12 protein-coding genes and 1 rRNA gene are annotated in these 12,662 nt (G+C 52.7%); 6 read left to right on the top strand and 7 right to left on the bottom strand.

The features are described 5' to 3' along the window. Positions 1 to 7: 7 nt before the first annotated feature. Positions 8 to 1,261 (bottom strand): diaminopimelate decarboxylase, encoded by a 1,254-nt coding sequence (gene lysA / locus CWI69_RS09180; RefSeq protein WP_377094615.1) that lies wholly within the window; start codon positions 1,259 to 1,261, stop codon positions 8 to 10. 5 nt (positions 1,262 to 1,266) lie between these two features. Beyond that, positions 1,267 to 1,404 carry an LPS translocon maturation chaperone LptM gene (gene lptM, locus CWI69_RS09175; protein WP_198678935.1) on the bottom strand — a complete coding sequence of 46 codons (138 nt, stop codon included), beginning with the start codon at positions 1,402 to 1,404 and terminating at the stop codon, positions 1,267 to 1,269. A 104-nt stretch (positions 1,405 to 1,508) separates the two neighbouring features. Here lptM and cyaY point away from each other — a divergent pair, with 104 nt between their 5' ends. Genes cyaY through CWI69_RS09150 form a run of 5 tightly spaced genes read left to right on the top strand, consistent with a single transcriptional unit; the run spans position 1,509 to position 5,846 of the window. Then, entirely contained in the window at positions 1,509 to 1,829 is a 321-nt protein-coding gene (gene cyaY, locus CWI69_RS09170; RefSeq protein WP_126763919.1) for an iron donor protein CyaY, read from the top strand. Between the two features lie 2 nt (positions 1,830 to 1,831). Continuing rightward, entirely contained in the window at positions 1,832 to 2,773 is a 942-nt protein-coding gene (gene hemC / locus CWI69_RS09165) for a hydroxymethylbilane synthase (RefSeq protein ID WP_126763918.1), read from the top strand. Beyond that, positions 2,770 to 3,549, top strand: coding sequence for a uroporphyrinogen-III synthase (locus CWI69_RS09160; protein ID WP_126763917.1), 780 nt, complete (start codon positions 2,770 to 2,772; stop codon positions 3,547 to 3,549). The genes hemC and CWI69_RS09160 overlap by 4 nt, the downstream gene beginning before the upstream one ends. A gap of 3 nt (positions 3,550 to 3,552) precedes the next feature. Further along, a complete protein-coding gene (locus CWI69_RS09155; RefSeq protein ID WP_126763916.1) occupies positions 3,553 to 4,695 on the top strand; it encodes a uroporphyrinogen-III C-methyltransferase in 1,143 nt (380 codons plus the stop codon). Next, positions 4,692 to 5,846 (top strand): heme biosynthesis HemY N-terminal domain-containing protein, encoded by a 1,155-nt coding sequence (locus CWI69_RS09150; RefSeq protein WP_126763915.1) that lies wholly within the window; start codon positions 4,692 to 4,694, stop codon positions 5,844 to 5,846. Before CWI69_RS09155 ends, CWI69_RS09150 begins: the two co-directional genes overlap by 4 nt. Positions 5,847 to 5,874: 28 nt before the next feature. Here the strand turns inward: CWI69_RS09150 and CWI69_RS09145 are convergent, their stop codons facing one another. Both CWI69_RS09145 and CWI69_RS09140 read right to left on the bottom strand, forming a co-directional pair. Next, positions 5,875 to 6,453, bottom strand: coding sequence for a YceI family protein (locus CWI69_RS09145; protein WP_126763914.1), 579 nt, complete (start codon positions 6,451 to 6,453; stop codon positions 5,875 to 5,877). A 19-nt stretch (positions 6,454 to 6,472) separates the two neighbouring features. Then, positions 6,473 to 7,015, bottom strand: coding sequence for a cytochrome b (locus tag CWI69_RS09140; RefSeq protein ID WP_126763913.1), 543 nt, complete (start codon positions 7,013 to 7,015; stop codon positions 6,473 to 6,475). A 325-nt stretch (positions 7,016 to 7,340) separates the two neighbouring features. Here CWI69_RS09140 and CWI69_RS09135 point away from each other — a divergent pair, with 325 nt between their 5' ends. Further along, a complete protein-coding gene (locus tag CWI69_RS09135; protein WP_126763912.1) occupies positions 7,341 to 8,009 on the top strand; it encodes a Crp/Fnr family transcriptional regulator in 669 nt (222 codons plus the stop codon). A gap of 51 nt (positions 8,010 to 8,060) precedes the next feature. Here the strand turns inward: CWI69_RS09135 and CWI69_RS09130 are convergent, their stop codons facing one another. From CWI69_RS09130 to rrf, 3 genes are all read right to left on the bottom strand, one after another. Further along, positions 8,061 to 9,515 (bottom strand): OmpA family protein, encoded by a 1,455-nt coding sequence (locus CWI69_RS09130; protein WP_126763911.1) that lies wholly within the window; start codon positions 9,513 to 9,515, stop codon positions 8,061 to 8,063. Between the two features lie 35 nt (positions 9,516 to 9,550). Beyond that, entirely contained in the window at positions 9,551 to 12,241 is a 2,691-nt protein-coding gene (locus CWI69_RS09125) for an Ig-like domain-containing protein (protein ID WP_198678934.1), read from the bottom strand. A gap of 346 nt (positions 12,242 to 12,587) precedes the next feature. Further along, positions 12,588 to 12,662 (bottom strand): 5S ribosomal RNA (gene rrf / locus CWI69_RS12410); the annotation flags it as partial.

Raw genomic sequence — 12,662 nt, 5'->3', positions numbered from 1 at the left:
CTGAAGTTCACGCATCGTCTCCGAGCAAGTGTTCACCCTGCCACAAGCTTGCCAAAGGTTCACGTTCGCGCACCAGCGTCGCAGTGTTACCGTGCACCATAACTTCTGCGGCACGCGGCCGCGTATTGTAATTCGAGGCCATGGTAAAACCATAGGCGCCAGCATTCATAACCGCCAGCATATCGCCTTCTTGCGCGGCCAAATGGCGGGCGTGCCCGAAGAAGTCGCCGGTTTCACAAACCGGACCCACCACATCGACCAACTGCTCATCGACACCGTCATGACGCTCAACTGGCACAATGGCATGATAAGCGTTGTACAGCGAAGGCCGCAGCAAATCATTCATACCCGCGTCAACTAACAGGAAGTTCTTTTCGCTGCCCGGCTTATAATATTCAACTTTGGTCACCATGATGCCGGCATTACCGACAATCGCCCGACCAGGCTCCAGCATTAGCTTCAGGTTACCGAGTTTTTCGGCCTTTTCCTGTAGCGTCTGTAAGTAACCACTTACTTCGAGTTTTTCTTCCTGTTGATAAGGAATACCAAAACCACCACCCATATCTAAATGGGTGATCTGAATACCTTCGCCACGCAGCTTGGTAATCAAATCGAACATCCGCTCAGCGGCATCCAAAAACGGTTTTGGCGACAGGATCTGTGAGCCGATATGACAATCCACACCGCGCATGTCGAGATTCGCCAGCGTCGCGCCGCGCCGAAATACGTCCAGCGCTTCGGTCATGGCGATACCGAATTTATTGGCTTTTAAGCCAGTAGCGATGTACGGGTGGGTTTGCGCGTCGACATCCGGATTAACCCGTATTGAGATCGGTGCCACCACGCCTTTTTCACTGGCGATGTTCTGAATACGCTCAAGTTCTGCCGCTGATTCGACGTTAAAACAACCGATGTTCTGATCCAGCGCGTAGGCGATTTCGTCATGACTTTTGCCGACGCCGGAAAAAACCACATCCTGTGCTTTGCCGCCAGCAGCCAAAACCCGGGCCAATTCGCCGCCGGAAACAATGTCAAAACCGGCGCCCAGACGCGCAAGCAGGTTGAGCACTGCCAGATTAGAGTTGGCCTTCACGGCGTAGCAAAGCTTGTGCGGAGCTGGCCAGTGCTGAGCAAACTGTTGCCAGTTCGCCTCGATAGCTGCCTTAGAATAGACAAATAATGGCGTCCCATGGGCCTTTGCAAGGTCCGCAACGGCACATTCTTCCGCGAAAAACTGGTTTCCTTTATAGGTGAAGCTCATAATACTTATTTAGTTTCCTGTACTGGCTCAGGGGCCACGTTTGCCGATGGTTGGTTCTTTTCCGCAGGTGGCGGCATTTCCAATGGTCCTTTCTGACCACAGGCGACCAAGGCCAAGGTTGCTGCTACAATGATTGGACGCATTACTTTCAGCTTAAACATCGGTAAACTGTACCCTTGTGAATTGCAAATTAACCGTGCGCTTATCATCGCATTGCAGCGCGCAAATGTCATTATCAGGAGTTGACATGCAAGACCACGATTATCATGAGTTGGCCGAAGCGACGATTTTGGCAATTGAAGAAGCGTTTGAAAAGACCGGTATCGACATCGATTGCGAGTCTGGCGGCGACATTCTGGAGATGACCTTCCCGAACGACACCAAGATGGTCATCAATAAACAACCACCTTTGCAGCAACTTTGGGTGGCAACCAAATTCAACGGGCATCATTTCGAGTACCGGGACGGTAAGTGGATCGATAATCGCACCGGTGCCGAGCTCTGGAGCTTGCTCACCGAAGCGGGAAGCAAACAAGCTGAACAACCGATCACGCTAAAAGCGGAGTAAGCATGGCGACGATATTACGCATCGCAACACGTAAAAGTTTACTGGCTCTGTGGCAGGCCGAGCACATCAAAGCCCGACTCGAAGCGCTGCACGACGGATTAACGGTGGAACTGGTGCCGATGAGCACCAGAGGCGATATCATTTTAGATACGCCGCTGGCAAAAATTGGCGGTAAGGGCTTATTCGTTAAAGAGCTTGAAGTCGCGATGCTTGAAGAACGCGCTGATCTGGCGGTGCACTCGATGAAAGATTTGCCGGTGGAGTTTCCGCCGGGACTCGAACTGTTCGGTATCTGTGAACGCGAAGACCCACGTGATGCCTTTGTTTCCAATAATTATCATACGCTGGACGAGTTACCCGAAGGTGCTATCGTCGGCACCTGCAGTTTACGCCGTAAGTGCCAGATTCTGGCGCATTACCCGCACCTGCAGATCCGCGACTTGCGCGGTAATGTGCAAACCCGTTTAGGAAAACTCGATGATGGCCAGTTTGATGCCATTATTTTAGCGGCATCAGGTTTAATTCGCTTAGATTTAGGCGAACGCATTCGCCAGCGACTGCCGGCAGAAACTTGTCTGCCTGCCAATGGCCAGGGTGTGTTAGGCATTGAGTGCCGTACCGATGACACCGCGACCAAAGCGCTGCTCGCACCCCTGACTTGTCCCGATACCAGTAGTTGTGTACTCGCTGAGCGTGCCATGAACCGTCGCTTGCAGGGCGGCTGTCAGGTGCCTATCGGTGCCTACGCGGAGCTCGACGGCGAGCAACTGCATTTACGCGGTTTGGTCGGTCGCCCGGATGGCAGCGAAATCATTGAAGGCGACATAAAAGGTCATCGCGATCACGCCGAAGCACTAGGCACCGAATTAGCTGAATACCTACTCAGCCGTGGTGCTGGCAAAATTCTTCAAGATGTTTATGCGGAGAACGAGCTGCATTCATGAGCACTATTCTGATCCTTCGACCCACTGAGCAAGCAGCAGAACTCAAGCAGCTGCTGAGCCAACGCGCAGCGCAACTTAACGAGCCTGCCAGGGTGCAAAGCGCCAGTATGTTGAAGATCAGTGGTTATGATGACCCTTGCCATAGTTTGGCGGAAATTCTGGATCGAAAATGGGATGCCGCAATGATGGTCAGCGTCAATGCCGCCCATTATTTTGCCCAGCAGGCCCGCGACTGGGCACCTGACGCGGCAATGCCAAGGTGTCGCTGGTACGCGGTCGGCCCGGTCAGTGCGCGGGCAATTTCTGACGTGGTGCAGCGTCCCGTCAGTTGTCCCTGGCGCGAGCATAACAGCGACGCCTTACTGGCTCTACCTGAGCTGCAGCAGGTTGAAGGACAACAATGGCTATTGATCCGCGGTCACAATGGCCGGGAACTCTTTGCTGATACCTTGCGCGCCCGCGGTGCCGAAGTGACCTACCTTGAGGTTTATCAACGCCAGCCGCAGCCCCCAGCAGCAGCGACTCTGGCTGAGTGGCGTGATCAGATCGATACCATCATGGTCAGCAGCGCCGAGCAGTTGGGTGCTTTTCTGGCCGCGATACCCAACGAGACAAAAGCCTGGCTGGCCGACTGTACCTGGATTGTGGCGAGTAGCCGGCTCCAGCAATTATTACCCGTGGCGTTAAGTAAACGCGTCGCAGTTGCCGATAGTGCTGCAAGTTTTGCTATGGTAGATGCATGGCAGCGAGCGCTACAACTAACGAAGGAAGTGTGAACCATGTCGAACGAATTGAAGCAGGAAACCGAGACCGACCAAGCAGAAGCGGATGCGGCAGAGGTTGAAGCTGGTAAGGACGAGGCGGGTGCGGGTAAACCGCGCAAAAGCCTGCTGCCCTGGTTGCTGGTACTTATTTTGTTGGTACTTATCGGTGTCGCCGGCTGGTTAGGTTATCGCTACGTGTACCAGGAACTTTTGGCGACAAATCAGCAGCTACAGCAACAAACTACTGAGCAACAACAGCAGCTTGAGCGCGTTCGCACGAATCTGGAAGAAATCGAACAACAGCAACAGCGCCTGCCGCAACAGGTCGCAAAACAGGTTGACGAGGTAGCACAAAACCTGCGGCGGAATGTGAGCGATCAAGCGCAGGAACTGGGTGACTTACAGCGCAGTGTGCAATCTGTGCAAGCTGAATTTGCCTCGCTGGATGTCTCACAAGCCACCGCATGGCGACTGCTTGAAGCGCGCCACCTCGCCGAACAAGCCAGTAACAAACTTTACCTTGATCAACAGCCAGAATTGGCGCTGCAACTGCTGGATCTCGCTGACTCGCACTTGGCAGCGCTCAATAATCCGGCCTATCAGACCGCGCGCCAGGCCATCAACGACGACAAAGTCGCTCTACAGTCGGTGACCACAGATGCTCATATTGACGTGGCCATGGCGCTCAGCAGTTTGCGCACCCAGCTTACCGACCAAGAGTGGTCAATTACTGCGCCAGGCCGCACCCTGACCGACACCCAAGTGCCTGACGATGCAGCCTGGTACACTCGCTTGCAGGCGAGTGCGAAAACCTTATTTAATCAGCTGGTGCGGGTACAGCACCGTGAACAGCCAATTGAGCCACAATTGTCGATGGCCTTTGTCGAGTTGACCAAACAGCGGGTGCTGCTGCAGCTGCAACTGGCACAGCTGGCTGCTTTAAGTCAGTCCGATGAACTCTATCAGGCGAGCCTAACCGAGGCTCGCCGGTTAGTGACGGAAATTCAGGCGCAAAGCGAGCTTGAGCTTAATGCGCTCGATGCTGAACTTGACGCTCTGGCTGAACAACGCTTGCAACCGGATTTACCGGCACAACTTCGCAGCCCACCTGTATTAAATCGATTGGCACGTTCAATTACGGCGGGAGCGAACCCATGAAATACGCCTGGATCATCGTCTTACTGCTAATTGCCGGCCTGTTTATCGGTCCGTTATGGGACGGTAATACGGGTTACATGTTAATTGCCGTCGGCAACTACACCGTCGAAACCAGCTTAGTCGCTGCGATCATTATCCTGGTACTGGCGGTGATAGTACTGCGCGTCGTGCTTGGCTTCATTATGCGCATCATCCGTGGTACCTCATGGGGCCTGAAATGGTTTGGTGAACGACGTACGACCAAAGCCAAAAACGCGCTGACCGAAGGCGCTAAAGCACTGGTCAATGGCGACTCTCACGCGGCGTCGAGCGCGTTTAACCGCAGCTGGCAGTTGCGTCACGACGGTACCGTCGCGCTGTTTGCCAGCTACGCAGCGGCCCGTAACGAAGATTACAGTCAAGCACGGGACTGGTTGCAGCATGCGCCACAGCCGGGCGAACTGGCCTTAGCGGAAACCTTGTTCACTCTGCAACAAGACCCTGAACAAGCGGCCAACCGTATCGCTGAAATTCAGCAACTCCGCCGCGACTACCCGCGGCATCCGCAGTTACTTAGATTAGCACTAACCGCTTACCAGAATTTACATCGCTGGGATGACGTCATCGCCTGTTTAGCTGACGCAGAACGTCTGCAGTTACTGAATGACACGGAAATCAGCGAGCTTACGGAAAAAGCGTATCGCGAACACTTCCTCGCAGCAGGGCGTGAGGGTCAGGCGGGTCTGGCGACCAAATGGCGCAACCTGTCGCGTGACTCACGTCGCAAGGCACCTATCCGTCGCGCCTACCTGGCGGTACTTAAGATTTACCAACAACAGGACGCGGCCGATAAAGTTGCAGCCCGCGGCTTAAAACGTGGCGACTTGAAGCTTGCGCATTTGTTGGAGAAGCAATTATTAGTTGCCGGACCGGAATTGCGGGATTACCTGCAGAGTCAGCTGAAAAAGCAGCCTGAAGACGGCTTATTGTTGCAGGCTATGGGTCAGATCGCTTTAATGACGAAAGAATGGTCATTAGCCGAACGCGCATTGCGACGTTCCGCAGAATTAGTGCCATCACGGCGAGTCTGGCTTGATTTAGCTCATGTCTATGCGGCACAAGGCAATTCTCAGGCGGCACTTGAAGCCTACGAAAAAGCGCTGCGGGATTAACCGCAGCGTCAACCGTTTCATAAGAAACTTACTGGCGAATACCTTCAATCGATAAGTACATATCGACGGTTTTCGCGGCTGGACCAAGGTCATAATCAATACCAAAGTCCGCTAAGGTCAAAGTCACTTTGCCTTCAAAACCACGGCGGAAGCCACCCCATGGATCAGGACCTGCGCCAACCTCGTTTACTGCAATTTCAATCGGCTTAGTCACACCATGCAGGGTCAAATCTCCGGCTAAGACACCTTTGCCGTCACTGCTTTCGGTGTAGCTGGTCGAAACAAATCGCGCTTCCGGATAGTCATCCACGGCCAGGAAATCGTCGCCACGTAAGTGCTTATCGCGCTCGGCATGATTACTGTCGATACTTGCGGTATCGATGGTGACATTCACTGTCGCAGCACCTGGGTTGGCTTCATCGTAGCTGAAGGTACCTTCGAAGTCGGTGAATTCACCTAGCAACCAGCTATAGCCCAGATGACTGATCTTGAACTGGATGAAAGCATGCTGCCCTTCCATGTCAATCACGTAATCCGCTGCCTGTGCCTGGCTAAGACCACCGCTTAATGCTGCGCCAACGGCAGCTGCGAGTAATAATTTTTTCATGTTAACCTCCTTTAAGGTTTTACTTTTGCGGTTTAAGCATGCGTTTTAAGGTCGCATCCTTATCCCAGAAATGATGTCGTAATGCCGCCAGCGCATGAACGCCAGCTAAAATAATCAGGCTCAGTGCTGTATACCAATGGATGTCGCCGGCGAGTTCCTCTTGTTCGGGAATCGTGGTGATCAGCGCCGGTATTTCAAACCAATCGAACACCGAAATACTGCTGCCATCCGCGGTCGAAATCAGGTAACCGCTCACCATAGTCACCAGCAACAGTGCATAGAGCAGGGCGTGTCCCACTCTTGCCCCAAACTTCTCGTAACGGCTGCCTATCAATTCGGGCCGCACCGTCACCCAACGCCACACCAGTCGGATGATGGTCAGCGCTAACAAGCTCAGGCCAATCGACTTGTGCCACCATGGGCCTAAGCGGTACCAGGGGTCATAATAGCTAAGGGTCAGCATCCAATAACCTAAAGCAAAGAGACCAATAACCGCGATTGCTGAAAGCCAATGAATGGCGATGGCGATCCAACCGTAACTGTGCTGTGAATTTTTCAGCATAAGCCTTTCCTTGTACGTAACATGGGCCATTTTAGATGAATCAAATGAAATGAATAGTGCGATAATTAGGTGGTTTCATTCGAAAAAATAGAAACATAAGGGCGAAAGCGTTATGAGATAGTGGATATTAGTTATTGGGAAAAGCAGCGATAAAAGTGCTGCTGCCAATACATTTTTGTACAGATCGGCTATGCTGTTTAGTTGCCTCCAAAGAAATAAGGACTGATTCTATTTGGATACCATAAAGCGACAAGCTAGCGGCCTCTACCCCGCGCCGTCATTGGAACAAAACTACTTACTGCACGCCTTACCCGACGAGGTAAGAATGCGGCTCAAGCCCCACCTGCAGCTTGTCGTCCTGCCACTCGGTAAATCTTTATATGAGTCCGGCGACGAGCTGAAGCATGTCTATTTTCCAACAAACTCAATTATTTCATTGGTTTCTGTAATGGAAAACGGTGATTCTGCGGAGATATCCGTGGTCGGTAACGAGGGATTACTTGGTATTCCATTATTTATGGGCGGCGGCAGTACGCCAAACCGTGCTGTCGTGCAAAGTGCAGGAAATGCGTATCGGCTCTCGGCCCGACTGTTGCGCGAAGAATTCAAGCGTCACGAGAAGTTGCATGACTTGTTGCTGCGCTACACCCAGTCGTTAATGACGCAGATGGCTCAAACTGCGGTATGCAATCGTCATCACAGCATCGAGCAACAGTTATGCCGCTGGATACTTCTTTCGTTGGATCGCATCCCGTCCAATGTTCTAACTATGACGCAGGAGCTTATCGCTGACATGCTTGGCGTGCGCCGCGAAGGGGTTTCCGCCGCTGCCGGAAAACTGCAGAAGCTGCATGTTATTGAATACCATCGTGGAGTTGTGACTGTAATCGATCGGCCAAAACTGGAGACGTTAAGTTGCGAGTGCTACGAAGTGGTCAGAAAAGAATGCGAGCGTTTGCTTCATTACCTTCCGGACACCTACGACGCTAAATAAAAAAAGTGTGCCGGGCGATTACGCCAGGCACACTCCAGGGATGACACATCCTTACTTCGGATAACTAATAATAATATTTACCCGACGATTGTCCTGCCGCTCTGAAGCGGTTGCGTTGTAGGTGTCACGGCGTGTCGAGCCATACCCCTGAACGTTCAGACGTGAACGGTCGATAGCAAAGTGGCTGACCAGATAATCGGCAACACTTTGTGCACGGGCCCGTGAGATTTGCTGGGCAACTTCCGGGCTGGCATTATCCGTATGTCCTTCCAGGGTTGCGCTGAGTTCCGGGTTGGTTTGCAGGTATTCACCGATGGAGTCGAGCTCATCATAATACTTAGGCGCAATAGTTGCGTCGTTGGTATCAAACTCGAGTTCCATGGCCAGAGTTACCCGTGCTGGCAGCGGCTCAAGACCTTCAATACCTGTCGCACAACCAATCACCGCATGAATACGGCGGTTCTTCTGCTTGCCGGCGGTGGTGCTGTTATCCGCCACCGGCTGAGTCTCACCAAATCCTACTGCAGTGAGTCGATCGCGGTCGATAGCGTGTTCACGGACCAGATAATCAACCGCAGCCTGTGCGCGTTGTTGCGACAGCTTCAGGTTATCCGCTTCCGTACCCACATTGTCCGTATGGCCTTCGATCACCGCGTTGGTCTCCGGATAGCTCTCTAAGAACGTCGCCAGTACGCGCATACGTTCCTGATTGACGCGTTGAATATCATTATTTGCGATTTCAAACTCAATTTCCAAGCTACTGCAGTACTGTTCTGTCGCCGCCACTGGTGCCGGAGCCACAACCGGCGCCTGAGCTGCCGGCGCCGCCGCTTGTGTTGCCGGACCTGGTGCATGACCGCCACCACCCAAACGAAACACCAGACTTACCGAATACAGGTCGATGTCGCCGTCATTTCCTACGGCATCATCCATCCGATAACGCTCAGCCGCTAAGCGAAGACCGAAATGTTCGCCCAGCTGGTATTGGTAGCCAACACCGAACTTATAATCGGTGGTCGTTTTCGCGTAATTTGGGGTGAGCACATTGACCGCTCCGGTGCCGGCAAAATGAACCTCAGCTTCGCTTTTATGGGCGCCAACCAAGGCGAACAGTGAGCCGCTTTCAGATACAGGTAGCAAGCCAATAAAATCCATGTTCCAGCCGTTTAAATCCAGCTGTCCGGACTTCATGCCCGCAGGACTGGTGGTCGCGTCGTAGGAAAAGTTTCCTAAATCAAAGTAACCCGCTTCAAGGGCGAAGTTCTGGTTAAATTGATAGCCGGCAAAGATCTTATAACCAGAGTCGTTTTCGGCAGCGTCAAATTCCGTCACCTGATAACCTGAATTCATCAGATCTGCGGTAATTTCATCTTCAGCGATAGTGGCGCGGGTCGCACCGCCACCCACTCCGAGATACCAACCATCCTGCTCCTGTGCGACTGCTGGTAGTGCCACACCCGCCAGAAACAGTACCGTCATTGCTTGTGTAATTTTATTCGTTTTCATGGTGTTCTCCACTGAAACCTTGTAGGTGTTGTCGATTACTCTGCCGGTACATTGATTACGGTATTAACAACCGTAACGGATGCGCCCAGAGACAACGCCCGACCGTCCAAGGTGACGATGTTGACGTTTCCTGCGGTAGAGATGCTGACCCCGTCCTGCGCGATGATGGTACCTTTCATGGTGCCACCGCCGGCAGCGTTAATGGTTGCGGCGCTACCTACTTGCCAGAAGATATTCTTCGCTTGTGCACCATTGGTGAGGATCACGCTTTGCGGGAAGTCTGCACCGGGTCCACCCACGGTCAGGGTCGTCGCCATCTGGAAGACCCACACTGCATTCTGATTGCCTTGTGCGTCTAGAGTCAGATCGCCACCTTGAATGCGAAATGCACCGCTTTGTGCCTGGTAAATACCAGGGGCCAGAGTGAGGCCACCAAGATTTTCATTACCAGGATTCTGTCCACCCGGCATGTTTGCAGGGGTGAGCGCGATATAAGCTTCTTCGGCATCAAGTCGGGCCTGAATTGCAATGGCTTCGGTCACGGCCGTGCCATCCTGCGGACAAGCAACGGTTGGAGGTGGTGGTGCGGTATAGATTTTACCGTTGACCTGACCTTCATTAAGGGTAGTGATGGTGTACTCACAACCGGGCTCTGAGACAAATCCTGTCACTAAGGTCGAGGCGCCGGTAGTACCCAGATCACCGTTAATAATAGTGAGCAGGCCTTCATTGGTGACACCGGCAGTGCCGCCAAAGGTACCAAAAGGTGCAGCAGATTGCAGGTTAACTGGCTCTAAACAGCTTTCCACAGCCGGGACAGTAGTGAACGTCCAGACGTAGTCTTCGAGCATTTCATTACCAGGGACCATTAAGTCTTTCACCCCATCCGCACCGGCTACTAAGGTGGCACGATAGGTAACATCTTCTGGTAACTGGTCTTTTGGAATTAAGGTCACCACGGTGCCGGTATCGACATCCACTTCGATGGACTCTGCTAACACACTGTTCATCGGGTTCGCATCTTCGACCAACAGAAATGTCATATTGTTAACTGTGGTGGGGTCAAGACGTGAACCTGAGGGGATCTCGAAGCTGGCGTTAACGCTGGCGTTCGGGCATACCTCAAGCATTCCGGCATTCATCGGATCAGTGCTTGTCACCGAAATGTTATTCATCGCCACTGGCGCGACTGTGGTAAAGGTCCAGACATAATCGCTTGCATCAGCAACCGGGCCTTGATTACCGGCCAGTTCATTACCAGCAACATCGGTGATGCTACTCAGTAAGGTTGCGGTGTAGGTGGTGCCTTCTTCAAGATTCTGGTCCGGTGTAAATACCGCACTCCGTGAGGCAACGACGTAAGACACTTCACCCACAGGAGAGACACAGGGTGTTTCACAGGTCAGGGTAAAGCTCGCGCCATCAATAGTTGTTGGCAGCATGACTTCACTGAAGATCGCACTGATGCTGGTATTGACGGGAACATTAGGTGTGGGTCCCGGATTAGTCGTTACTGGCTCGGTCAAGGTCACACGAGGACGTGTGGTATCCGGAGTTAAGCCCGTTACGAACTGCCAGACGTAGTCACTAGCTTCGGTGGCTGGCCCCTGATTCCCGGCCAGTTCGTTGCCGGCAAGATCCGTTACTGTTTGACTGATCGTTGCGGTATAGAGGGTTTCCCACTCTAAGTCCTGTGCCGGCATAAAGACTGCTGTTTTAGAATCAGCGTCGTACGAAATAGTACCTACTGGTGCTATACAAGGGGTTTCACAGGTTAACGTGAACGTGGTTTCTGAGAAGGTGGCCGCTGCCATATCTTCACTGAAGACTGCCAGAATCGAAGTATTTACCGGCACATCTTCAGTCGGACGGGGAGAGCTTGTATCCGGCTGAGTCAGGGTGACCTGTGGTCGCGTGGTATCTGGTTCCATTACAGTAGTGAACTGCCAGATATAATCGCTTGCCACTGTCGCTGCGCCCTGGTTCCCTGCAAGTCGGTTGCCGGCCAGGTCGGTGACAGTATCATTTACAGTTGCAGTATAAGTGGTTTCCCACTCCAGATCTTGCGCTGGCAAGAAAGTCGCTGTCATGCTTTCTGCGTCGTACGAGACCGTGCCACTTGGCGCAACGCAAGGCGATTCGCAAGACAGGGTAAAGCTTGATGAGGAAATCGTTGAGGCTTGCATGGCTTCGCTAAACTCAGCTGAAACCTCAGTCGCTATAGCGACACCAGTTGTCGGTCCAGGCGTTGTTGTTACCGGGTCCGTCGCGACAACCTGTGGTCGCGTTGTATCTGGAGATAGTCCGGTAGTGAACGACCAGGTGTAAGGGCTTTTAAGTGCAAGGCCATGTTCCTGACTTTGTGCATCATGAATAGTCGCCGTGTAAAGGGTCGATGGATTCAACACGGCCGGGTTCGTTGGCGTAAATGTCGCAACGGTGCCCGCATCATTCATGGAGACGGTGCCAATAGGACTGGTACACGCGCCCGCACACGTCAGCGTAAAGTCGCTGGTAGTTAACGGATCAACTGGTACGCTGAATTGGGCCGTAATTGAAGCTCCGCTGACCATGACGTCAGTTGCATTGTTTAGAGGAGTGACTGCCGTAACAGTTGGTGACAACGCTACATTACCTTCGTTTCCGAGGATCGGGTCACGACCGCCATCGCCACAGGCAGCCAAAAAAGTGCTGACCAAAATCAGCGCGAGCCAATTTCTGATCATTGAGAATCTAGATGAGTTGGAAGACATGGATAAGTCCCTCGGTGAAGTTTACAGGCGTATCCGATCAGATCTTTGTGACCTGGGATTCGGTTCGACCGTAAGTATCAACTTCTTCGGGAGTTCCGTCTGTGCGTTACCGCACTTATAGAGCTAAGAGCGAGAGCGTTGCTCGTGCGCTGCGCTGTTCGTTGTTCGTGCGCTACGCTGTTCGAATTACAAACGAGCAGCGTAGCGTACGAGCAGTGAGGCAACGCCGAACGTACGAGCAACGAACAACGCTTTTGCTGTTTGTTTTGCAGACATAAAAAAACCCCGAGCGTTAGCTCGGGGTCTCTTCTTAATTAAAGCCTGGCGGTGTCCTACTCTCACATGGGGAAACCCCACACTACCATCGGCGCTGAAGCGTTTCACTACTGAGTTC

The organism is Pseudidiomarina halophila (assembly GCF_003987215.1).
Classification (GTDB): domain Bacteria; phylum Pseudomonadota; class Gammaproteobacteria; order Enterobacterales; family Alteromonadaceae; genus Pseudidiomarina; species Pseudidiomarina halophila.
This window is presented reverse-complemented; position numbering and strand designations above follow the sequence as displayed.

Bases quoted from the DNA above. Each gene is read 5' to 3' on its own strand.
- lysA (WP_377094615.1), bottom strand. From the start codon at position 1,261: ATGAGCTTCACCTATAAAGGAAACCAGTTTTTCGCGGAAGAATGTGCC.
- lptM (WP_198678935.1), bottom strand. From the start codon at position 1,404: ATGCGTCCAATCATTGTAGCAGCAACCTTGGCCTTGGTCGCCTGTGGT.
- cyaY (WP_126763919.1), top strand. From the start codon at position 1,509: ATGCAAGACCACGATTATCATGAGTTGGCCGAAGCGACGATTTTGGCA.
- hemC (WP_126763918.1), top strand. From the start codon at position 1,832: ATGGCGACGATATTACGCATCGCAACACGTAAAAGTTTACTGGCTCTG.
- CWI69_RS09160 (WP_126763917.1), top strand. From the start codon at position 2,770: ATGAGCACTATTCTGATCCTTCGACCCACTGAGCAAGCAGCAGAACTC.
- CWI69_RS09155 (WP_126763916.1), top strand. From the start codon at position 3,553: ATGTCGAACGAATTGAAGCAGGAAACCGAGACCGACCAAGCAGAAGCG.
- CWI69_RS09150 (WP_126763915.1), top strand. From the start codon at position 4,692: ATGAAATACGCCTGGATCATCGTCTTACTGCTAATTGCCGGCCTGTTT.
- CWI69_RS09145 (WP_126763914.1), bottom strand. From the start codon at position 6,453: ATGAAAAAATTATTACTCGCAGCTGCCGTTGGCGCAGCATTAAGCGGT.
- CWI69_RS09140 (WP_126763913.1), bottom strand. From the start codon at position 7,015: ATGCTGAAAAATTCACAGCACAGTTACGGTTGGATCGCCATCGCCATT.
- CWI69_RS09135 (WP_126763912.1), top strand. From the start codon at position 7,341: ATGCGGCTCAAGCCCCACCTGCAGCTTGTCGTCCTGCCACTCGGTAAA.
- CWI69_RS09130 (WP_126763911.1), bottom strand. From the start codon at position 9,515: ATGAAAACGAATAAAATTACACAAGCAATGACGGTACTGTTTCTGGCG.
- CWI69_RS09125 (WP_198678934.1), bottom strand. From the start codon at position 12,241: ATGATCAGAAATTGGCTCGCGCTGATTTTGGTCAGCACTTTTTTGGCT.